The organism is Yersinia massiliensis (assembly GCF_003048255.1).
GTDB classification, from domain to species: Bacteria; Pseudomonadota; Gammaproteobacteria; order Enterobacterales; family Enterobacteriaceae; genus Yersinia; species Yersinia massiliensis_A.
The window spans coordinates 959,324-981,741 of record NZ_CP028487.1; the positions used below are offsets into that span (position 1 = coordinate 959,324).

Here is a 22,418-nt window from a genome sequence, read left to right on the forward strand (position 1 = left end):
AGCTTGATGGTAGCATAACATGAACTTATCCAGCCAACGATGACCAATACGCATGTCTATAGAGAATACATTACCAACTTATCAATCCGTTGCCCTGGCACTGAACCAGCAAGCAGTGGCTTTAACCCCCGCAGAAATGCATGGCCTTATCAGCGGATTACTCTGCGGCGGCAGTAAAGACGAAGGGTGGCGCGTCATGGTGCATGACCTGACCAACGACGGCGTTGCCTTCCCGCAAACTCTGGGTTTACAGTTACAACAGTTACATCAAGCAACACAAGAAGCATTGGAAAATGAAGGCTTTATGTTCCAGTTGCTGATCCCCGAGGGGGAAGAGATCACGGTATTTGAGCGTGCAGATGCATTATCCGGTTGGGTGAACCATTTCCTGCTAGGGCTGGGGATGTTGCAGCCGAAGCTGGCTCAGGTGAAAGGCGAAACAGGCGAAGCGATTGACGACCTGCGTAATATCGCTCAATTGGGTTATGACGAAGATGAAGATCAGGAAGAGTTAGCTCAATCGTTGGAAGAGGTGATTGAGTATGTCCGTGTGGCGGCCATTTTGTGCCATATCGAATTCACCCAAGATAAGCCCACCGCGCCAGAGATGCGCAAGCCGACATTACATTAAGCTACGCTATGTGATGTTTTGACGGGTGAAGACCGGCTATTTCAGGAGAGTGTAATGACTGAACAAGAATACCAGAATCGCCGTCAGGCGCTGTTGGCGAAGATGGCACCAGGTAGCGCAGCGATTTTTTTTGCTGCACCAGAAGTCACACGCAGTGCGGATTCTGAATATCCTTATCGGCAGAACAGTGATTTTAGCTACCTAACCGGTTTTAACGAACCGCAAGCTGTGCTGATTTTGGTGAAAAGCGATGAAACGCACAACCATAGTGTGCTGTTCAATCGGGTGCGGGATTTAACCGCTGAAATCTGGTTTGGTCGCCGTCTAGGGCAAGAGGCCGCCCCCGCTAAGCTTGGGGTCGATCGGGCATTACCTTTCGATGAAATCGACGAGCAACTCTATTTGCTGCTTAATCGCCTTGATGTGATTTACCACGCGCAGGGCCAATACGATTATGCAGATAAAATTGTTTTTGCCGCACTGGAAAGGTTACGTAACGGTTTTCGTAAAAATCTGCGTGCGCCAGCAACGTTAACTGATTGGCGGCCGTGGTTGCATGAAATGCGTCTGTTTAAGTCAGAAGAAGAGATTGCTGTGATGCGTCGCGCTGGCGAAATCAGTGCGTTAGCCCATACCCGTGCCATGGAAAAATGCCGCCCCGGTATGTTTGAGTACCAGTTGGAAGGGGAGATTCTGCATGAATTTACTCGCCACGGTGCGCGCTATCCGGCCTATAACACTATCGTTGGCGGCGGTGAGAACGGCTGTATTCTGCATTACACCGAAAACGAGTGCGAATTGCGGGATGGCGAATTGGTGCTGATCGATGCAGGTTGTGAGTATCAAGGCTATGCAGGTGATATCACCCGTACTTTCCCTGTTAATGGCAAGTTTACGCCCGCCCAACGGGCAATCTATGACATCGTCTTGGCATCCATTAACAAATCACTAGAACTGTTCCGTCCCGGCACCAGCATCCGTGAAGTGACGGAACAGGTGGTGCGAATCATGGTGGCGGGTTTAGTCGATTTGGGCATCCTGAAAGGCGATATCGAGCAACTGATTGCAGAGCAGGCACATAAGCCCTTCTTTATGCACGGACTCAGCCATTGGCTGGGGTTAGATGTTCATGATGTTGGCGATTACAGCAACAGTGATCGTGGCCGCACACTGGAGCCTGGTATGGTGCTTACTATCGAGCCAGGCCTGTATATCGCGCCCGATGCGGATGTTCCCGCGCAATATCGTGGCATTGGTATTCGTATCGAAGATGACATCGTGATCACGGCTGACGGCAATGAAAACCTGACAGCCAGTGTGGTAAAAGACCCCGATGCGATCGAAGCGTTAATGGCTGCGGCGAGATAACGAATGAGCGTGATAGTGGTAGGTGGCGGGATGGCGGGTGCGACACTGGCGCTGGCGATTTCATCCCTGACAAAAGGGCAGGTACCAGTTGCACTCGTTGAAGCGCAGGAGCCTGATAGCCGGGCGCATCCAGGGTTTGATGCCAGAGCCATTGCATTGGCGCAAGGAACTTGCCAGCAGCTTGACCGCATTGGCATTTGGTCGGCTTTAGCCGATTGCGCCACCGCCATTGATCATGTTCATGTCAGTGACAGTGGGCATTCCGGTTGTGTCAATCTGCGAGCGCATGACTATCGTGTTCCCGCGTTAGGGCATGTTATTGAGCTGCATGACGCCGGTAAACGGCTGTTTGCCTTGCTACAAAAGGCACCGGGTGTGATGCTGCATTGTCCGGCAAAAGTAGTGGATGTGGTTCGCACCACTGAATCCGCCAGTGTGACGTTGGATAATGGCCAGCAATTGAGCGCTCAATTGCTGGTGGCGGCAGATGGTTCTCATTCTGCATTGGCCCGTGCTTGCCACATCCAGTGGCAACAGCAGGATTACCAACAGATCGCGGTCATTGCTAACGTCACCACTTCCGAATTGCCCAACGGCCGTGCGTTTGAACGTTTTACCCGTCATGGGCCATTAGCGCTGTTGCCGATGTCTCAAGGGCGCAGCTCATTGGTCTGGTGTCATGCGAAACAAGATCAACAGCAAATCGATAGCTGGGACGATGCTCGTTTTCTGGCGGAGCTACAGCGCGCTTTTGGCTGGCGGTTGGGGCAAATGCGCCATGTCGGGCAACGGCATAGTTACCCATTACACCTACTCACGGCTTCGCGCCACGTCAGCCATCGTCTGGCATTAGTGGGCAATGCGGCGCAAACGTTGCATCCGATTGCTGGGCAGGGCTTTAATCTCGGGCTGCGCGATGTGATGTCGCTGGCTGAAACCCTCGCACAGGCCAGTGTGATGGGGAGCGATCTGGGTGATTATGGGATACTCGCTCAATATCAACAGCGGCGGCGACAGGACCAGCAAGCCACGATTGGTGTTACCGATGGCTTAATTCGCTTGTTTGCCAATCGCTACGGCCCGCTAGTCGTCGGGCGCAATTTGGCGTTGATGTCGATGGAGTATCTGCCCGTGGTCCGTGATGCGTTTGCACGTCGCACTTTGGGATGGGTTGAGCGTTAATACTTAGCCTGCCTATGAGCCTGACCTCACGATCAAGCATCGAAAGAGTGAGGCTAAAAGTTAATATTCATGAGGAATTGTCGCGGTATGCAATCATATGACGTCGTTATCGCTGGTGGCGGAATGGTCGGTTTGGCATTGGCCTGCGGTTTACAAGGCAGTGGTTTGCGCATCGCTATTCTAGAGCATCAGCCCGCGCCAGAGTTACTCTCTGCCCCTTTGACTGGTGAGTTAGCGCTACGGGTTTCGGCGATCAATGCGGCCAGCGAGCGCTTGTTGCAAAAAATTGGCGTGTGGGACGGCATTCAAGCATTACGTGCCAGCCCTTACAACGGCATGGAAGTTTGGGATCAAGACAGCTTTGGCAAAATTTCATTCCATGGCGATGAATATGGCTTTAGCCACCTTGGGCATATCATTGAAAACCGCGTGATTCAGCAAGCACTGTGGCAACGTGCTAGCCAGCTCGCGGATATCACGCTGTTAGCCCCCGCAAGCCTTAAACAGGTTGCCTGGGGAGAAAGCGAAGCTTTTATCACGTTGACGGATGGCCGCATGCTCAGCGCCAAGCTGGTTGTCGGCGCAGACGGCGCTCACTCTGAATTGCGCCAGCAAGCGGATATCCCGCTGACTTTTTGGGACTACGCCCACCATGCGTTAGTGGCAACGATCCGCACTGAAGAGGCTCATCAGGCCACTGCTCGTCAGGTATTTCATGGCGACGGTATTTTGGCTTTTCTGCCGTTCAGCGACCCCCATCTGTGCTCGATTGTTTGGTCACTTCCACCTGAGCGCGCTGCGGCGTTATCTGAGCTACCCGCGGCAGAATTTAACCAAGCACTCGGTATGGCGTTTGATATGCGCTTGGGGCAATGTCAGCTTGAGAGCGAGAGAAAAACCTTCCCGCTGGTGGGGCGTTATGCCCGTAGTTTTGCCGCTCATCGGCTGGCTTTGGTCGGGGATGCCGCCCATACCGTTCATCCGTTGGCAGGGCAGGGTGTTAACTTAGGATTTATGGATGCCGCCGAGCTGGTTTCAGAACTCCGTCGCTTGCAGCGTCAGGGCAAGGACATCGGCCAACATCTTTATCTGCGCCGTTACGAGCGCCGCCGTAAACACAGTGCTGCAATGATGCTCGCCAGTATGCAAGGTTTCCGAGATCTGTTTGCTGGCAGCAATCCGGCGAAAAAGCTGCTGAGAGATATCGGGCTAACGCTAGCCGATAATTTGCCGGGGATTAAACCGCAACTAGTGCGGCAGGCCATGGGGCTCAATGATTTACCCGATTGGTTAGAACCTTCCCAATAGTGCTGTATCTGTCGCCGTGCCAAATTTAGACTTTACTAGACGCCACCCTATGCAGACATCTGTACTGGGTGGTTTCTCAGTGCTGTCTTGCAGAGATTCTCACCCCTCAGTTGAAATAATCTAATTTCAGTCAGTTTTTCGCATTAGTTATTTTCATATCCACTAAAAACCTGAAAAGTTGAATCTGACAGGCTTTTAGTGGTTTCGTTATATAAAATCGTCATTTTCACTGCTTAATTGTTAATTATGTGCCTTCATCCACGGTTTTTTAGCGGAAAATTCTGAATAATATCCCTGCACTTTATACCTTCACTCCGTGTTCTCGCTTATTTTAGCTTATGGTTACTGAGAGAATTCGGTGATAACGTTGGGTAAAAGGTATCGTTTGCGTTATACCCGTCATGCCTTAATTTCAGGAGTAAAGATGGCAAAGCAGACCCCGCTGTATGACCAACACGTGGCGTGTGGTGCGCGCATGGTAGATTTTCATGGTTGGATGATGCCACTGCATTATGGCTCCCAAATTGATGAACACCATATTGTGCGCCAAGACGCTGGTATGTTTGATGTTTCCCACATGACGATTGTCGATCTGCACGGCGCACGTACCCGTGAATTCCTTCGCTATCTGCTCGCCAACGATGTCGCCAAACTGACCCAACCAGGCAAAGCCCTTTACACCGGAATGCTGAATGCATCTGGCGGTGTTATTGATGATTTGATTGTCTACTTCCTGCGTGAAGACTATTTCCGCTTAGTGGTTAACTCGGCCACCCGCGATAAAGATCTGGCTTGGATAACACAGCACGCTGAACCTTATCAGGTTGAAGTGACAGTGCGTGACGATCTGGCGCTGGTGGCGGTACAAGGCCCAACAGCACAACAGAAAGTGGCCACTTTACTGACCCCAGAGCAACAGCAAGCCATTGCAGGGATGAAACCATTCTTTGGTATTCAGACGGGCGATTTGTTTATCGCCACCACGGGCTACACCGGTGAAGCCGGTTATGAAATCGCTTTGCCTAAAGAAAATGTCGTTGATTTCTGGCAGCAACTTCTGGCAGCGGGTGTCAAACCGGCTGGTCTTGGCGCACGCGATACCCTGCGTCTTGAGGCTGGAATGAACCTCTACGGCCAAGAAATGGATGAAGGGATTTCTCCGTTAGCTGCCAATATGGGTTGGACGGTGGCTTGGTCACCGGAAGATCGCCAATTTATTGGCCGTGAAGCGCTGGAGCAACAACGTGCTAACGGTACTGAGCAATTGGTTGGCTTGATCATGACGGAAAAAGGCGTCTTGCGTAATGATCTGCCCGTGCATTTCTCTGATGCCTCAGGCCAGACACAGGTTGGCGTCATTACCAGCGGATCTTTCTCGCCCACATTGGGTTTCAGTATCGCATTGGCCCGTGTGCCAGCCGGTATTGGTGAAAATGCTGTCGTACAGATTCGTCACCGTGAAATGCCGGTACGGGTCACAAAACCAGGTTTTGTGCGGGCGGGTAAACCGGTCGCACTGTAAGTTTATTTGTCATCATTCCAGATTATATGAGTCTAAACTTTGGCTCTATACCCAAATGAATTGGAGTCGCAGCAATGAGCAATGTACCAGCAGATTTAAAATATGCCTCTTCCCATGAGTGGGTCCGTGCCGATGGCGATGGCGTTTATAGCGTAGGGATCACCGAACACGCGCAAGAATTATTGGGTGACATGGTATTTGTCGACTTGCCTGAAGTGGGCAGCGACGTTTCCGCGGGCAGCGATTGTGCCGTCGCTGAGTCAGTGAAAGCGGCATCCGATATTTATGCGCCAATCAGCGGTGAAATCGTTGCGGTGAATACCGAGCTGGAGAGTTCACCAGAACTGGTCAACAGCGCACCTTACACTGATGGTTGGTTGTTTAGCATTAAAGCGTCTGATGAGGGCGAGTTGGCGAGTTTGTTAGATGCTGAAGGATATTTAGCCACTATCGACGAGTAAATAGAAATAGCCCCGCTTATCGGGGCTTTTTTGATGCCAGTCATCAGACCAAATTAGTGCCACTTCTCGTACCTTGCATTATTCAGGAATTCGTAGCAATGACTCAGAATCTCAGCCAGCTTGAACATAACGATGCTTTTATTGCGCGCCATATCGGTTCTTCAGCCGAACAGCAGCAACAGATGTTGGCCGCCATTGGTGCCAGCTCGTTAAAGACACTGATCCAGCAGATCGTTCCGGCAGATATCCAATTACCTAGCCCGCCACCAGTGGGTGATGCCGCGACTGAACATCAGGCGCTGGCGGAACTGAAAGGGATTGCCAGCCAGAATCAATGCTATAAATCTTATATTGGTATGGGTTACAGCCCCGTGCTGACACCGCCGGTTATCCTGCGCAATATGCTGGAAAATCCAGGCTGGTACACCGCTTATACCCCTTATCAACCGGAAGTTTCTCAGGGCCGCCTTGAAGCATTGCTGAATTTCCAGCAATTGACCCAAGACCTCACCGGTCTGGATTTGGCGTCTGCTTCGTTGCTCGATGAAGCCACCGCCGCAGCAGAATCCATGGCGCTGGCTAAACGTGCGAGCAAACTGAAAGAGGCTAATCGCTTCTTCGTCGCCGATGACGTTCATCCACAAACGTTGGATGTGGTGCTGACTCGCGCGGAAACCTTTGGTTTTGAAGTGATTATTGACCGTGCGGAAAGAGTGCTGGAGCTGGACGGCGTGTTCGGTGTGCTACTGCAACAAGTTGGCACCACCGGCGAATTGCATGACTACAGCGCGTTACTGGCTGAGTTGAAAAAACGCAAAATCATGACGAGCGTTGCCGCTGATATTATGGCGCTGGTGTTACTGACGGCGCCGGGCAAGCAGGGTGCCGATGTGGTCTTTGGTTCCGCGCAGCGTTTTGGTGTGCCGATGGGCTACGGTGGCCCGCATGCCGCCTTCTTTGCCTGCCGTGACGAATTTAAACGCTCGATGCCGGGCCGGATTATCGGCGTATCGCGTGATGCGGCGGGCAACACTGCGCTGCGCATGGCGATGCAAACTCGTGAGCAACATATTCGCCGCGAAAAAGCGAACTCCAACATCTGTACTTCTCAGGTGTTACTGGCCAATATCGCCAGCTTGTATGCGGTTTATCATGGCCCGCAGGGCTTGCAGCGTATCGCTGGGCGTATTCATCGAATGACCGACATTCTCGCGGCTGGCTTGCAGCAAGCCGGTCTGACGCTGCGCTTCCAACATTGGTTCGATACGCTGACGGTTGACATCAAAGACAAAGCCGCTGTTTTGGCCCGAGCATTGAGCTTTGGCATTAACCTGCGTACTGACATACATGGTGCCGTCGGTATTACGCTGGATGAAACCACCTCCCGTGAAGATATTCAGGCGCTATTCTCCCTGCTTATCGGTGATAACCACGGTCTGGACATTGACCAACTTGATGCCAAAGTCAGTCAACATAGCCAGTCGATCCCAGCCTCAATGTTACGCCAAGACGCGATTCTGACTCATCCGGTCTTTAACCGTTACCACAGCGAAACGGAAATGATGCGTTACATGCATCGTTTAGAGCGTAAAGACTTAGCCTTGAATCAGGCGATGATCCCGCTAGGCTCTTGCACCATGAAGCTGAATGCGGCGGCTGAGATGATCCCAATCACTTGGCCGGAATTCGCTGAATTACACCCATTCTGCCCACCAGAACAAGCGGCGGGTTATCAGCAGATGATCGGTCAACTGTCGCAATGGCTGGTACAACTGACCGGTTATGACGCTGTGTGTATGCAGCCGAACTCAGGCGCGCAAGGGGAATATGCGGGGCTGCTGGCTATCCGTCGTTACCATGAAAGCCGTAATCAGGCGAGCCGCCATATCTGTTTGATCCCAAGCTCTGCCCACGGCACTAACCCAGCTTCCGCGCAGATGGCGGGGATGTCAGTCGTCGTCGTAGCTTGTGATACGAAAGGCAACATAGATCTGCATGACCTGCGGAAGAAAGCGGGTGAAGCAGGTGATGAGCTGTCATGCATTATGGTGACTTACCCGTCAACTCATGGCGTCTACGAAGAAACCATTCGTGAAGTTTGCCAGATCGTTCATCAGTTTGGCGGTCAAGTTTACCTTGATGGCGCGAACATGAATGCGCAGGTCGGGATCACCACCCCAGGTTATATCGGTGCGGATGTCTCGCACCTTAACTTGCACAAAACCTTCTGTATCCCCCACGGCGGCGGCGGTCCAGGCATGGGGCCAATCGGTGTCAAAGCCCACTTAGCGCCATTTGTTCCCGGTCACAGCGTCGTACAAATTGATGGCATGACCACTCAGCAAGGGGCTGTTTCCGCTGCGCCATTTGGCAGTGCATCAATCTTGCCGATCAGTTGGATGTACATCCGCATGATGGGGGCAGATGGTTTGAAACAAGCCAGTCAGGTAGCGATTCTCAATGCCAACTACATCGCGACTCGCCTGAAAGGGGCCTATCCGGTGCTGTATACCGGCCATGACGGTCGTGTTGCTCATGAATGTATTTTGGATATTCGCCCACTGAAAGAAGCCACCGGCATCAGTGAAATGGATATCGCCAAACGCTTAATTGATTTTGGTTTCCATGCGCCGACGATGTCCTTCCCGGTGGCAGGGACATTGATGGTGGAGCCGACGGAATCAGAAAGTAAAGTCGAGCTGGACCGCTTTATCGATGCCATGTTGGCGATCCGTGCAGAAATCGAGAAAGTCGCTAAAGGTGAGTGGCCGCTGGAAGATAACCCACTGGTGAACGCACCTCATACTCAAGCGGAATTAGTTGGTGATTGGCAGCACCCTTACAGCCGTGAGCTGGCGGTATTCCCTATTGCCGGAGTGCTGGAAAACAAATATTGGCCAACCGTGAAACGCCTTGATGATGTCTACGGTGACCGTAATCTGTTCTGCTCATGTGTGCCAATGACTGATTACGAATAACTGATGACGAGAACTGTTTACAAGTAATAGGTGTTTTGAATGATACTGAGGGCTGCACATCAAACTGCAGCCCTTTTTTATGGGCAGTTCAGTTAAACGATGGCGACGCTTACGCTTCAAATTGGAACATCTTCACGGTGGAATAGGGGGTTAGGGCATGCATAAAAAAGTGGCATTAGTGACCGGCGGGAGTCGAGGCATTGGCCGCGCCACGGCATTGCTGTTGGCAAAGCAGGGCTATCGAGTCGCGGTTAATTATATCAATGACGAACAAGCAGCCCGACACGTTGTGGCTGAAATTGCCGCAGGTGGTGGACTTGCAGTGGCCTTGCAGGCTGATATTGCCGATGAACGGCAAGTTGTCGCAATGTTTGAACAACTTGAAGCCCAGCTCGGCCCGCTTACTGCACTGGTGAATAATGCCGGTATCCTGTTCCCCCAAACCAGCATCGAAGGATTAACCGCTGAGCGCATCAATCGGGTGCTAACCACCAACGTGACTGGCTATTTTTTATGTAGCCGCGAAGCCATTAAGCGTATGGCTTTTCGCCATGGTGGCAATGGCGGTTCGATTGTGAATGTTTCCTCTGCTGCCGCCCGCCTTGGTGCGCCGGGCGAATATCTGGACTATGCCGCGTCCAAAGGGGCGATTGACACGTTAACCACGGGGTTGTCGCTGGAAGTCGCTGGCGAAGGTATCAGAGTCAACGGTGTGCGTCCGGGTTTTATCTATACAGATATGCATGCCAGCGGAGGAGAGCCTGGGCGGGTTGATCGCGTACAAAGTTCACTGCCCATGAAGCGTGGTGGCCACCCGCAAGAAGTGGCACAAGCCATTGTCTGGCTGCTGTCAGACAGCGCTTCTTATGTCACCGGTAGTGTATTGGATATGGCTGGCGGAAAATAAAAGGTTGCAGCTCAATACAGGATTTTCCACCCATTAGGCACTGTCACGGCAGCTTACATGTGCTGACAGAATATTTTAGCGTACACGTGTACACTGGAATCATTCTCAGTTAATCTGAGTGTGGTATTTTTGTACAACTAGAGCATCGTTTATCAGGCTAACGGAATGAGCTAACGATGACCTGCGATAAAATAAATAATATTCAGGAAAATCAGTATTGAAGACTAAACCTTCGACCCCCGTCATCCCTGATGCGCCTGCGGTAACGACAGTCACTGCGGCAACAACAGTCACTCCAACAACCACTACGCCGGTTTATCCATGGGCGGAAGAAATCGCCAATAGCATCAGCCATGGCATTGGTGTGGTGCTCGGTATCATTGGGTTGGTTTTGCTCTTGGTGCAAGCCGTGGATACCGGCGCTGATACCAAAGCACTCACCAGCTATAGCCTCTACGGCGGCAGCATTATTTTGCTGTTTTTAGCCTCGACCCTGTATCACGCGATCCCACACCGTAAGGCGAAACTCTGGTTACAGAAGTTCGATCACTGCGCCATTTATCTTTTAATCGCCGGAACCTATACGCCTTTCCTGCTGGTAGGGCTCGATTCACCGCTGGCGCGAGGTTTAATGGCGGTTATCTGGGGGCTGGCACTGATTGGTGTGATATTCAAACTGGCCTTCGCTCATCGCTTTGAAGTGCTGTCGCTGGTCACCTATTTAACGATGGGCTGGTTATCACTGATTGTGATTTATCAGTTGGCGGTAAAACTTGAGATTGGCGGGTTGGCATTGCTGGCCACCGGTGGTTTGCTCTACACATTGGGGGTGATTTTTTATGCCTCTAAACGTATCCGCTTTGGCCACGCGATATGGCACGGTTTTGTGCTAGGTGGCAGTGTTTGCCACTTTATGGCGATCTATTTGTACGTTTGATGAGGCCGTAAAAACGTAGAGGGATTTGTCATCAATATTGAGGCCGGATAACCGGCCTCAAACATGTGGGGCAGACGAGGGAGATTACTCTTCGGTCAATGAATACGGCAATGGCTGAATAGTCAGTACGCTATCAGCATCGTCACGAACGCGCAGCACGCTGTCTGCCGCCAGATCGTTATTCAATACTGCTTGAACCCACAACTGACCATCACTGAGTTGAACGGCCGCCAATACACTGCCCGTGCGACGCCAGTTTTCACCCAATTGCCACTCTAAATCTTCACCCGCAGCCGGAACACGGCTGGCATGACCTGCAAGCCAATACAGCGCACGTTTGTTCGCGCCACGGTATTTTGCTCTGGCGACCATCTCTTGACCGGTGTAACAACCTTTGCTGAAACTGATGCCCTTCAATGCCTGAATATTCGTCGCCTGTGGAATAAATTGCGCGCTAGTATCAGCATCAATAATGGGGAAGCCCGCTTCAATATCCAAGGCTAACCACTGTTGGCTGTTATTCAATTGAGCACGATCAGCCAGTTTATCCACCAGCTGCTGCGCCTGTTCGCTATCCGTGACCAAGAGGAAACGCTCGGCAGGCAGCGAAAAATGCAACAGCGTGCTATTTCCTTGTTGTACCACCGGATGATCGGCATTAGGTAATTCAGCAAAGACTTCCGCCAACGCAGTTTTTGCCTGCGCGCCAGCGATACCGAATAAAACCGCATCAGGTTGCGCGGTGATAGCTACCTTGGAGAACACGGCATATTTCTTCAGTTCAGTTAACTGATGGTCAAGCAGACTACGGCGTTCGATATACGCCAGCCCCTCACCACGGTGAAATAGCCGCAAATCGCTCCACATCTTCCCTTTAGCATCACAATGGGCGCAAAGAATATGCTGATCATCGGGCAGAGCATCAATATCAGCGGTCACTTGCCCTTGCAGATATTTGACTCTGTCAGCGCCGGTTAAGGTCACCAGCGCCCAATCCTCGAGTGACATTAGCGTTAACGGCAGTTCGGAGGATGCAGCGGGCGGTTGTGCAACGAACGGAGTGTTATGTGCCATTATTTACCTGCGAATTGATTGTTTGTGAAGTTAAGTGTCTGCGAAAAACTGATGCCTCAATGGTAAAATAGCCGAGTAGCTTTGCAAGCAGTTATTCCACGGATTGACCATTATTATCCTGTCTCTGAATTCCTCTCTTTCTGAGGTACAATAGCCGCAGATTCTGTGGCGACGTGCTGAATATGTATGAAAAAACAGCACTCTAGCGCCTTTAGCCTATCAGCATCCTTCTTTGAGGAGTCAATCAGGACATGGAAATCGATAATAAAGCCCGTATTCACTGGGCATGCCGCCGTGGTATGCGTGAACTGGATATCTCCATCATGCCATTTTTTGAATACGAATATGATGGCTTGAGTGATAGCGAGAAGCAGATTTTTATTCGGCTACTGGAATGTGATGACCCAGACCTTTTCAATTGGCTGATGAATCATGGGGAGCCGCAGGATGACGAACTGCGTCAGATGGTGAAATTGATTCAAACGCGAAATAAAGCCCGTGGCCCAGTGGCGATGTGACCTACGTATATCCTGGCACACTCAACTTTTCTCTTTATTGACACATGGTGTCTTGGTCATACTCACGCTGGTCGCACCCTGGCCTCAGGGTTATACCGCGCTGTGGTTAGTATTACTGACGCTGGTAGTCTTTGAGTGTATCCGCAGCCAGAAGAATATTACCTCCTGCCAAGGGGAGATCAGGCTGAAACCCGGCAATGTGGTGCTATGGAAACGGCTTGAATGGATTGTCGTTAAGCAGCCATGGATGACCCGATATGGCGTGTTATTGCGCTTACGGCAGGCAAACAGTCGATCAACCTGTAAGCGCCTATGGCTGGCGGCTGATAGCATGTCAGAAGATGAGTGGCGGCAACTTTGCTTGCTATTGCGTCACTCCTTTGATGCGGATGAAGGGCATACCTGATGAAGCCGTTAATCTGGCTGGTGGAAGACGAGCCAAGCATTGCCGATACGCTTATTTATACGCTGGAAAGCGAAGGTTTTACCCTCCGGTGGTTTGACCGGGGGGAACCGGCGCTCGCGGCATTGGTTAACGGCCCGCCCGCATTGGCAATAGTGGATGTCGGCTTGCCCGATATCAACGGTTTTGACCTCTGCCGCCGTCTCTTGGCGCAGGTACCAGAGTTACCGGTGGTCTTTTTGACCGCCCGTAGTGAAGAGCTGGATCGGATTATCGGTTTGGAAATTGGTGCCGACGATTATATTGCTAAACCGTTCTCACCCCGCGAAGTGAGCGCCAGAGTACGCACCGTTTTGCGCCGTTTGCAGAAGTCACAAATGCTATCTGCCCCTACAGCACTCCATCAATTTGGTCATTTCACCCTCGATGAAGCAGGCGCGCGCGTGACCTATCATCAACAGGTATTGTGGCTCACACGCTATGAATACTTACTGCTGAAAACACTACTGCTGGCTCCTGAGCGCATCTATTCACGCCAACAACTGATGGATATTGTTTGGGCGCAGGCGGAAGAGAGCCAAGACCGCACTGTCGATACCCATATCAAGACACTGCGCTCAAAACTGCGTATGGCTTACGATGAAGAATCGCCCATCCGCACCCATCGCGGGCTAGGCTATAGCCTGACATATCAACCTTAAGTTACCGATGATGAGCCATTGCCCATGAGCTATTTATTATGAAAATCGGTATCCGACTGTTGCTAGGCTATTTTCTGATCGTGGCTATTGCGGGTTACTTTGTGATTCGCATTTTTGTGCAGGAAGTTAAACCGGGTGTGCGGCGAGCTACCGAAGGCACATTGGTGGATACCGCGACCTTATTGGCCCAGTTTGCTCGGCAGGACATGTTGCAAGACAAGGTTGCAGGCGGCCAGTTAGCACAAGCCTTTGCATCGCTGAATTTACGGCCGATCGGGGCCAATATTGAAGGTATTCGCAAGGATCGTAACGAATATCGGGTCTATCTAACCGATGCTAATGGGCAAGTCATTTTTGATTCCTCCGGCAAAGCGGTGGGGCAAGATTATTCACGCTGGAATGACGTATGGTTAACGCTGCGCGGCGAATATGGCGCGCGCAGTAGCCGCACTGACCCCAATGATGAGCAAAGTTCGGTGATGTATGTCGCCGCGCCGGTCATGGTTGATAATAAAATTATGGGTGTGCTTAGCGTAGGGAAACCCAATATATCGATGGCACCGGTCATCAAACGCAGTGAACGTAAAATCTTGTTAGCTGGCGGCGTGTTATTGGGTATTGCGCTATTAATCGGGTTGGGCTTTGTTTGGTGGATCAACCGTGCAATCGGTAAATTGGTCAACTATGCCGAACAAGTCGCACAGGGACAGCCCGCCGCGTTACCGGCAATGGGGAGCAGCGAGCTCAATGACTTGGCGCAGGCATTAGAAAGCATGCGTCTGAAATTGGACGGTAAAGCCTATATCGAACAATACGTTCACACGTTAACTCATGAACTGAAAAGCCCGTTGGCGGCCATTACCGGCGCGGCTGAGTTATTGCGGGAGTCCCCGCCGCCGGCCACGGCCCAGCGTTTTCTGCTCAATATTGAGCAGCAAAGTGCGCGTATCCAACAGTTAGTCGATAAAATGCTGATTCAGGCACGGTTAGAGAGCCGAGTCGACCTGCAACTTTCCCCGTTGGAGATCAGTCCGATATTGCAGCAAGCCTTTAATGGCAAAGAGGCTCAGGCGGTCAGCCGTGGTATTGACTTGCGCTTTTTGGGCGCAGATAGCGCGATGATAACGGGTGATGCCTTATTGCTGAGTCAAGCACTGAGTAATCTTATTGATAATGCACTGGATTTTACGCCTGAAGGGGGCGAAGTGACATTGCACGGTGAGCGGCGAGCGAATGACTATGCCATTACGGTTGAAGACAGTGGCAGTGGTATTCCCGAATATGCCCAAGCGCGGATCTTTGACCGTTTTTATTCACTGCCCAGAGCCAACACCCCTAAAAGCACGGGGCTGGGGCTAAATTTTGTTCGCGAGGTCGCGGCAATTCATCGAGGCACTATTTCGCTGGAAAACCGCCAGCCACAAGGCGTAACCGCCCGCTTGATGTTACCGCGAGATAATGTTTAACGGCTGACTTCACGCTCACTTCACATAACCTCATTCTCCTTTCACTTCACGTCGTTAGGCTGCTCTCCTGACCTTAAAAGGAGTGCAAGTCATGTTTAAATCCGTTCTGTTTTGGAAAATAGCCACATTGCTGGGCTTAATTTTGTTGATGATGATCCCCAAAGAGATGTTGTTGAATGTTATCGACGAGCGTAGCGGCTATCGCCAAAGTGTGATTGATAAAGTTAGCGATAGCACCAGCCGAGCGCAGAAAATTCTAGGCCCATTAATTGTGGTGCCTTATAGCGAATGGGTGGAAACCGAAGTTGACGGCAAAAAACAGGGGCGGCGTGTCTATCATCACCGCTATTTATTGCCTGAAGTCATGACCGTCAAAGGTGCGCCAAATGTTGATGTTCGCCAACTTGGGATTTATAAAGCTCAGGTATATCAGGGTGAATTCTATTTTCATGGTCAATTCGAGCCTTCATCACTAGATGATTTGGCACGCGAAGGCGTCATTATTGGGGCACCATCGCTAGTATTGGCATTAAGTGATTCGCGGGGCATTCAGCAGATTTCGCCACTGACGTTGGGCAGTGAAAAAATGAACTTTGAACCTGGGGCGTTTATGGGGAGAGGTGGCGCGCAAGGAGTTCATGTGCCGCTGACTTTGGCGCAGATCCAGCAGGGTAAATTTGATATTGATTTTAAGTTGACCCTGATTGGTACCAACAGCCTTTCAGTCGTCCCTGTTGGGCGTAACAGCGAACTGACGTTACAGAGTAACTGGCCACATCCTAACTTTATCGGCGAATTCCTGCCGATGCAGCGCAAAGTTGATGAAAATGGTTTTCGTGCCCATTGGAGTAGTAACTGGCTGGCTAACAGCATGAATATCAATTTTGCGAGCGATAACTCCCGCCTTGATTTCAATGATTTACCAGCGTTTAACACCAGTCTCATTGAGCCAGTTGACCATTATCAACTGACGGCAAGGGCGATCAAATATGCCATTTTGTTTATCGGCCTGACATTTTTCAGTTTCTTCCTGTTTGAAAGCTTAACGTCACTGCGCGTCCATCCGATTCAATATCTGTTGGTTGGCGCGGCGTTAGTCTTGTTCTATCTGATGTTATTGGCGTTCGCTGAGCATCTTGGTTTCACGCTGGCGTATATCATCGCTAGCCTGAGTTGTAGCGCTTTGATTGCCATTTATCTGAGTGCTGTATTGGGTGGGTGGTTGCGGGGCATGTGTTTTGCAGCGGGGTTATTACTGCTTTACGGCGTGTTGTATGGTTTGCTGCAATCAGAAGACAATGCGCTGTTACTGGGGGCTGGGTTGCTGTTTATCGTTCTGGCGGCTGTCATGATCCTGACTCGCCAATTGGACTGGTATCAGGTGGCTTCAGCGCAACGTTTGACCGGGACACAAAGCCGCGAAACAACGGTGCCAGAAACGGCTGGGGAAGAAATGTCGATAGACCCAATTCCCGCAGGCGGCGGTTCACAAGATAAATTCCGTTTGTGGAAGTAAGCGCGTGTGGCAACGGTATTGAAGTGAAACAGCATTGAAGTAAAACGGGCATACTTGCTGCCCGTTTATCTCATTCTCAACACCATTAGGCTAAAGCAGCGCATCCATTTCTAACAGAATCTGCTCACACCATTGCTCAATCCGCGCCTCACTTAAATCGTACTGATTGACCTCATCGAGTGCCAAACCGACAAAGTGCTCGCCATCAGCGCTAAGGGGCTTCGGACTGGTAAATTCAAATCCCTCGGTGGGCCAAAAACCAATAAATTTCACACCCAGCGGGGCAATATGGTCATGTAGCATGCCAAGGGCATCTAAAAACCATTCGCTATAACCGAATTGATCACCCATGCCATACATGGCAACAATCTTTCCCTTAAGATCAAGCTGCGTTAATTGCGGCCAAACGGCTTCCCAATCCTCCTGCAATTCGCCGAAATCCCAAGTCGGTATCCCCAAAATTAGGATGGAATACTCTTCCATCACGCGGGGACTGACATCCTTCAGATTGTGGAGGTCGACCAAATCTTCACCGAGAATATCGCGGATTTTTTCTGCCACCATCTCGGTGTAACAGGTGCTGGAGCCGTAAAAGAGACCAATCTTCATGATGTATAGCCATAGCATTACTAATAAGGTATAGCATCGAGTGTACCAGATTTGTCCTGTCATCAGGCATAATGGCGGCTGAGTTCAATCAATGAGAGCAATCGCGATGCAGCAGCAAAATAATCCCCTGATTGAACAGTTTCTAGATGCGCTGTGGCTGGAGCGGAATTTGGCAGAAAATACACTGGCCTCATACCGTTTGGATTTACATGCATTAACCGGATGGCTGGAACACCACGGCAGTGATTTAATGCGCGCCGGTTCGCAGGACTTGCAATCTTTCCTTGCTGAGCGTGTTGAGGGTGGATATAAAGCCACCAGTTCTGCTCGTTTACTGAGTGCGATGCGGCGGTTATTTCAATATTTATATCGCGAAAAATTACGCGATGATGACCCAACTGCGCTGCTGTCATCCCCTAAACTGCCGCAGCGTTTACCGAAAGATTTAAGTGAAGCACAGGTTGATGCGTTGCTTAACTCCCCCAATATTGATATCCCGCTGGAATTGCGTGATAAAGCGATGCTAGAAGTACTCTATGCTACTGGTTTGCGGGTATCTGAACTGGTTGGCCTGACCATCAGCGACGTGAGTCTGCGCCAAGGTGTCGTGCGGGTTATCGGTAAAGGCAATAAAGAGCGGCTCGTGCCTTTGGGCGAAGAAGCCGTTTATTGGATTGAGAATTATATGGAACACGGGCGACCGTGGCTAATCAATGGTCAGTCGCTGGATGTGCTCTTCCCCAGCAACCGCTGCCAACAAATGACCCGCCAGACTTTCTGGCATCGCATCAAACACTATGCGATCCTTGCGGGTATAGATAGTGAACGGCTTTCACCCCACGTATTGCGGCATGCTTTTGCCACGCACCTGTTGAATCATGGTGCGGACCTACGTGTGGTACAAATGTTATTGGGCCACAGTGATCTGTCGACGACCCAAATATATACCCATGTAGCCACTGAACGTTTGAAGCAGCTACATCAACAGCATCATCCGCGCGCTTAATCGTCGCGTGGAAAAGGATAGGATTTTTATATGAAAAAAAGTTTATTACTGTTGCCGATGTTAATCGCGGCCCTCACTGGTTTGGCTCATGCTGACGAAACCGCTATCCAGCAAACACTGAAAAAATTAGATATTCAGCATGCGGATATCCAACCATCGCCGATCCCCGGTTTAAGTACGGTAATGACTGAAAGTGGCGTGCTCTATATGTCTGCCGACGGTAAGCACCTGTTGCAAGGGCCGTTGTATGACGTTAGTGGTACCCAGCCTGTTAATGTGACCAATCAATCGTTAGTGAAAAGAATGGAAGCATTGAGCAGCGAAATGATTGTGTACAAAGCGCCGCAGGAAAAGCATGTGGTGACGGTGTTTACTGACATTACCTGTGGCTACTGCCATAAATTACATGAGCAGATGAAAGACTATAACGCACTGGGGATTACCGTGCGCTACCTAGCTTTCCCACGTCAGGGGCTAAGTTCTCAAGCAGAGAAAGACATGCGTTCCATCTGGTGTATGGCTGATCGTAACAAAGCATTCGATGAAGCGATGAAAGGTACTGAGATCTCGCCAGCGACCTGCAAAACGGATATCAGCAAGCATTACCAGCTAGGTGTGCAGTTTGGTATTCAAGGAACACCAGCTATTGTGCTGCAAAATGGCACCGTTGTTCCGGGGTATATGGAACCCAAAGAGATGTTACAGGTGCTGAATAAGCATCAGGCTTCCTCAAAAGCAGCGGATTAATCCCCCGTGACATTGAAAACTCAACTTCGTCGTCGTGAAGAAGTGGATGGCAGCCATTTGCCTGAACAATTGCATCCTCTGTTACGCCGCCTTTATGCCAGCCGTGGTGTGACAAGTTCAGAAGAACTAGAGCGCGGTGTCAAGGGGCTGCTGGCATGGCAGCAACTCGACGGCATTGATGCGGGTGTCACCCTATTGCAACAGGCTCTGGCTGATCGTCGGCGCATCGTGATCGTCGGCGATTTTGATGCTGATGGTGCGACCAGCACGGCACTGGCCGTGCTGGCGTTGCGCAGCATGGGTGGCAGTAATATTGATTACTTAGTGCCAAATCGTTTTGACGATGGCTACGGGCTTAGCCCTGAAGTCGTCGAGCAAGTTGCCGCCCTTGGCGCGGAACTGATTGTCACGGTAGATAACGGTATTTCCTCCCACGCAGGGGTGGACTTGGCACATGCCAAGGGCATTCAAGTGCTGGTTACCGATCATCATTTACCCGGTGAAACGCTGCCCGCGGCTGAGGCCATCATTAACCCCAATTTAGCCGGTTGCGATTTTCTGTCTAAATCTCTCGCGGGGGTTGGTGTCACTTTTTATCTGATGTTGGCATTACGTACTCGCCTCAGAGATAGTGGCTGGTTTGAGCAACGTGCGCTAGCTGTCCCCAATTTAGCGGAATTGCTGGATTTAGTTGCATTGGGCACTGTCGCCGATGTGGTGCCACTGGATGCCAATAATCGCATATTGGTACATCAAGGTCTTAGCCGTATTCGTGCAGGGAAATGCCGCCCAGGGATCCGCGCATTACTGGAAGTGGCGAACCGTGACGCCAGACAGTTAGCCGCCAATGACTTGGGCTTTTCTCTCGGCCCCAGACTGAATGCAGCAGGGCGTTTGGATGATATGTCTATTGGGGTGGCGCTGTTGCTCAGTGACGACATTGCGCAGGCTCGCGCACTGGCAATCGATCTTGATAGCCTCAATCAGACTCGCCGCGAGATAGAGCAAGGTATGCAGGTCGAAGCCCTGCAACTGTGTGACCAACTGGAGCGCACCAGTACTGAGTTACCTTACGGTATCGCGATGTATCACCCCGAGTGGCATCAAGGTGTGGTGGGTATTTTAGCCTCACGGATTAAAGAACGTTTTCATCGGCCCGTGATTGCATTTGCCCCTGCAGGAGAGGGTTTACTAAAAGGCTCAGGACGCAGCGTAGCGGGGTTACATATGCGTGATGCCCTTGAACGCCTCGATACTTTAAACCCTGGCTTGATTCTGAAGTTTGGCGGACATGCTATGGCGGCAGGATTATCGCTAGAGCAGGACAAATTTGATGAATTTCGGCAATGTTTCGCTGATTTAGTCGGTGAGTGGATGGATGCTTCACAATTAGAAGGCGTAGTCTGGTCTGATGGTGAACTGAAAGGCAACGATTTATCGATTGAAACGGCAGAGTTGCTTCGCGATGGCGGCCCTTGGGGGCAATCATTCCCAGAACCCACTTTTGATGGCAGATTCCGCATTTTACAACAGCGGCTAGTGGGGGAGCGGCATCTGAAACTTATGGTTGAACCATTAGATGGCGGGCCTTTGCTCGATGGCATCGCGTTTAATATTGATACGACGTTATGGCCTGACAGCAGCGTGCGTGAAGTTAAGCTCGCGTATAAGCTCGATATTAATGAGTTTCGCGGTAACCGCAGTGTCCAGTTGCTGATCCAACATTTGTGGCCTTATTAGTTCGCCTCGCGTTTAGCTCACACTAAATGAGTTCATCGCGAGTGAAGCCCAAATCACGGGTATTCATCCGTGATTTGGTGCAAGGCGGGCTGTTATTCCGACAGCCATGACCGGTACGCAGGAAATCATGGTCGGTACGCAGGAAATATAGTCAACTTGCTATAAACCGTGGTTAAGATCCGTTAGAATTACCGGTTCTAATGACACTCCGTCATCGACGACTCAACGTAAGACTTTAAATCATGTTTGAAATAAACCCGGTAAAAAACCGAATTCAGGATCTGTCTGAGCGTACTGCCGTTCTTAGGGGGTATCTTTGACTATGATGCCAAGAAAGAGCGACTGGAAGAAGTAAACGCCGAGCTAGAACAGCCCGACGTCTGGAATGAACCTGAGCGCGCGCAAGCGCTGGGTAAAGAGCGTTCTGCACTCGAAGAAATCGTCACCACCATTGATCAATTGGATCAAGGCATGGAAGACGTGACAGGCTTGCTAGAATTGGCGATTGAAGCTGACGACGAAGAGACGTTTAACGAAGCTGTTGCTGAGTTAGATATCCTTGATGGCAAGCTGGGCCAGCTTGAATTCCGCCGTATGTTCTCTGGTGAATACGATAGCGCCAACTGCTATCTGGATCTGCAAGCCGGTTCAGGTGGTACTGAAGCTCAGGATTGGTGCAGTATGCTACTGCGTATGTATCTGCGTTGGGCTGAATCCAAGGGTTTCAAAACTGAAATCATTGAAGAGTCGGATGGTGATGTAGCGGGCTTGAAGTCTGCCACCATTAAAATTATTGGTGAGTACGCGTTTGGCTGGTTACGTACTGAAACTGGCGTACATCGCCTGGTTCGTAAAAGCCCGTTTGACTCAGGCGGCCGCCGTCATACCTCTTTCAGTTCTGCCTTTGTCTATCCTGAAGTGGACGACGATATTGATATCGAAATCAATCCGGCAGACTTACGTATTGACGTTTATCGCGCATCTGGCGCGGGTGGTCAGCACGTCAACAAAACGGAATCTGCGGTACGTATCACCCATATTCCAACCAATATTGTGACTCAATGCCAGAATGACCGTTCTCAGCATAAAAACAAAGATCAAGCCATGAAGCAGCTGAAAGCGAAGCTGTATGAGTTTGAGATGCAAAAGAAAAATGCTGATAAACAGATTCTGGAAGACAACAAGTCCGATATCGGTTGGGGCAGCCAGATCCGTTCTTATGTACTGGATGACTCCCGTATCAAAGATTTGCGTACCGGCGTGGAAACACGTAACACGCAAGCGGTATTGGATGGTGATCTGGATAGATTCATCGAAGCAAGTTTGAAAGCCGGGTTATAAGGA

At 50.7% G+C, this 22,418-nt stretch carries 20 protein-coding genes; 18 read left to right on the top strand and 2 right to left on the bottom strand.

Translation table 11 applies throughout. The annotated features are described in order from the left end of the window. The first annotated feature begins 52 nt into the window (after positions 1–52). From DA391_RS04365 to trhA, 9 genes are all read left to right on the top strand, one after another. Positions 53–631, top strand: coding sequence for a YecA family protein (locus DA391_RS04365; protein ID WP_019211627.1), 579 nt, complete (start codon positions 53–55; stop codon positions 629–631). Positions 632–685: 54 nt separating this feature from the next. Beyond that, positions 686–1,999, top strand: a complete 1,314-nt coding sequence (gene pepP, locus DA391_RS04370; RefSeq protein WP_050873670.1) for a Xaa-Pro aminopeptidase — start codon at positions 686–688, stop codon at positions 1,997–1,999. A 3-nt stretch (positions 2,000–2,002) separates the two neighbouring features. After that, positions 2,003–3,181, top strand: a complete 1,179-nt coding sequence (gene ubiH / locus DA391_RS04375) for a 2-octaprenyl-6-methoxyphenyl hydroxylase (protein WP_108087407.1) — start codon at positions 2,003–2,005, stop codon at positions 3,179–3,181. A gap of 87 nt (positions 3,182–3,268) precedes the next feature. Beyond that, a complete protein-coding gene (ubiI, locus tag DA391_RS04380; protein WP_108087408.1) occupies positions 3,269–4,489 on the top strand; it encodes an FAD-dependent 2-octaprenylphenol hydroxylase in 1,221 nt (406 codons plus the stop codon). 424 nt (positions 4,490–4,913) lie between these two features. After that, positions 4,914–6,011 carry a glycine cleavage system aminomethyltransferase GcvT gene (gcvT, locus tag DA391_RS04385; protein WP_050082208.1) on the top strand — a complete coding sequence of 366 codons (1,098 nt, stop codon included), beginning with the start codon at positions 4,914–4,916 and terminating at the stop codon, positions 6,009–6,011. Between the two features lie 74 nt (positions 6,012–6,085). Next, positions 6,086–6,472: a glycine cleavage system protein GcvH gene (gene gcvH / locus DA391_RS04390; protein ID WP_050082209.1), complete on the top strand. Its 387-nt coding sequence runs from the start codon at positions 6,086–6,088 to the stop codon at positions 6,470–6,472. Between the two features lie 98 nt (positions 6,473–6,570). Beyond that, complete coding sequence (gene gcvP, locus DA391_RS04395) at positions 6,571–9,450, top strand: aminomethyl-transferring glycine dehydrogenase (protein ID WP_050286432.1); 2,880 nt, start codon at positions 6,571–6,573, stop codon at positions 9,448–9,450. 157 nt (positions 9,451–9,607) lie between these two features. Further along, a complete protein-coding gene (locus tag DA391_RS04400) occupies positions 9,608–10,357 on the top strand; it encodes an SDR family oxidoreductase (RefSeq protein WP_050286433.1) in 750 nt (249 codons plus the stop codon). Positions 10,358–10,601: 244 nt separating this feature from the next. Then, entirely contained in the window at positions 10,602–11,294 is a 693-nt protein-coding gene (trhA, locus tag DA391_RS04405) for a PAQR family membrane homeostasis protein TrhA (RefSeq protein ID WP_050082335.1), read from the top strand. An 84-nt stretch (positions 11,295–11,378) separates the two neighbouring features. On the opposite strand, the gene ygfZ is transcribed toward trhA, so the two are convergent. Next, positions 11,379–12,368 carry a tRNA-modifying protein YgfZ gene (gene ygfZ, locus DA391_RS04410; RefSeq protein WP_108087409.1) on the bottom strand — a complete coding sequence of 330 codons (990 nt, stop codon included), beginning with the start codon at positions 12,366–12,368 and terminating at the stop codon, positions 11,379–11,381. A 251-nt stretch (positions 12,369–12,619) separates the two neighbouring features. Here ygfZ and sdhE point away from each other — a divergent pair, with 251 nt between their 5' ends. From sdhE to creD, 5 genes are all read left to right on the top strand, one after another. Then, the gene (sdhE, locus tag DA391_RS04415) at positions 12,620–12,886 is read left to right on the top strand and encodes an FAD assembly factor SdhE (RefSeq protein WP_019211617.1); all 267 of its coding nucleotides are present in this window, start codon (positions 12,620–12,622) and stop codon (positions 12,884–12,886) included. Next, positions 12,867–13,292 (top strand): protein YgfX, encoded by a 426-nt coding sequence (locus DA391_RS04420; RefSeq protein ID WP_050082213.1) that lies wholly within the window; start codon positions 12,867–12,869, stop codon positions 13,290–13,292. The genes sdhE and DA391_RS04420 overlap by 20 nt, the downstream gene beginning before the upstream one ends. After that, a complete protein-coding gene (gene creB / locus DA391_RS04425) occupies positions 13,292–13,990 on the top strand; it encodes a two-component system response regulator CreB (RefSeq protein ID WP_050286436.1) in 699 nt (232 codons plus the stop codon). Before DA391_RS04420 ends, creB begins: the two co-directional genes overlap by 1 nt. 38 nt (positions 13,991–14,028) lie before the next feature. Beyond that, a complete protein-coding gene (creC, locus tag DA391_RS04430) occupies positions 14,029–15,456 on the top strand; it encodes a two-component system sensor histidine kinase CreC (RefSeq protein ID WP_050286437.1) in 1,428 nt (475 codons plus the stop codon). A 91-nt stretch (positions 15,457–15,547) separates the two neighbouring features. After that, the gene (creD, locus tag DA391_RS04435; RefSeq protein WP_050082216.1) at positions 15,548–16,972 is read left to right on the top strand and encodes a cell envelope integrity protein CreD; all 1,425 of its coding nucleotides are present in this window, start codon (positions 15,548–15,550) and stop codon (positions 16,970–16,972) included. A gap of 90 nt (positions 16,973–17,062) precedes the next feature. On the opposite strand, the gene fldB is transcribed toward creD, so the two are convergent. Then, positions 17,063–17,581, bottom strand: a complete 519-nt coding sequence (gene fldB, locus DA391_RS04440; RefSeq protein ID WP_050286440.1) for a flavodoxin FldB — start codon at positions 17,579–17,581, stop codon at positions 17,063–17,065. A gap of 106 nt (positions 17,582–17,687) precedes the next feature. Between fldB and xerD the strand changes: the two genes are divergently transcribed. The 4 genes from xerD (at position 17,688) to prfB (ending at position 22,415) form a co-directional block, all read left to right on the top strand. Beyond that, entirely contained in the window at positions 17,688–18,587 is a 900-nt protein-coding gene (gene xerD / locus DA391_RS04445) for a site-specific tyrosine recombinase XerD (RefSeq protein ID WP_019211611.1), read from the top strand. Positions 18,588–18,617: 30 nt separating this feature from the next. Next, positions 18,618–19,334, top strand: coding sequence for a bifunctional protein-disulfide isomerase/oxidoreductase DsbC (gene dsbC, locus DA391_RS04450; protein WP_019211610.1), 717 nt, complete (start codon positions 18,618–18,620; stop codon positions 19,332–19,334). Positions 19,335–19,340: 6 nt separating this feature from the next. After that, positions 19,341–21,074: a single-stranded-DNA-specific exonuclease RecJ gene (recJ, locus tag DA391_RS04455; RefSeq protein ID WP_050873680.1), complete on the top strand. Its 1,734-nt coding sequence runs from the start codon at positions 19,341–19,343 to the stop codon at positions 21,072–21,074. Positions 21,075–21,316: 242 nt separating this feature from the next. After that, positions 21,317–22,415, top strand: a protein-coding gene (prfB, locus tag DA391_RS04460) for a peptide chain release factor 2 (RefSeq protein ID WP_098904924.1) whose coding sequence is annotated in 2 segments (ribosomal slippage) — positions 21,317–21,391 and positions 21,393–22,415 — 1,098 coding nt in all. Because the reading frame shifts where the segments join, the coding sequence is not laid out codon by codon here. Positions 22,416–22,418 lie beyond the last annotated feature (3 nt).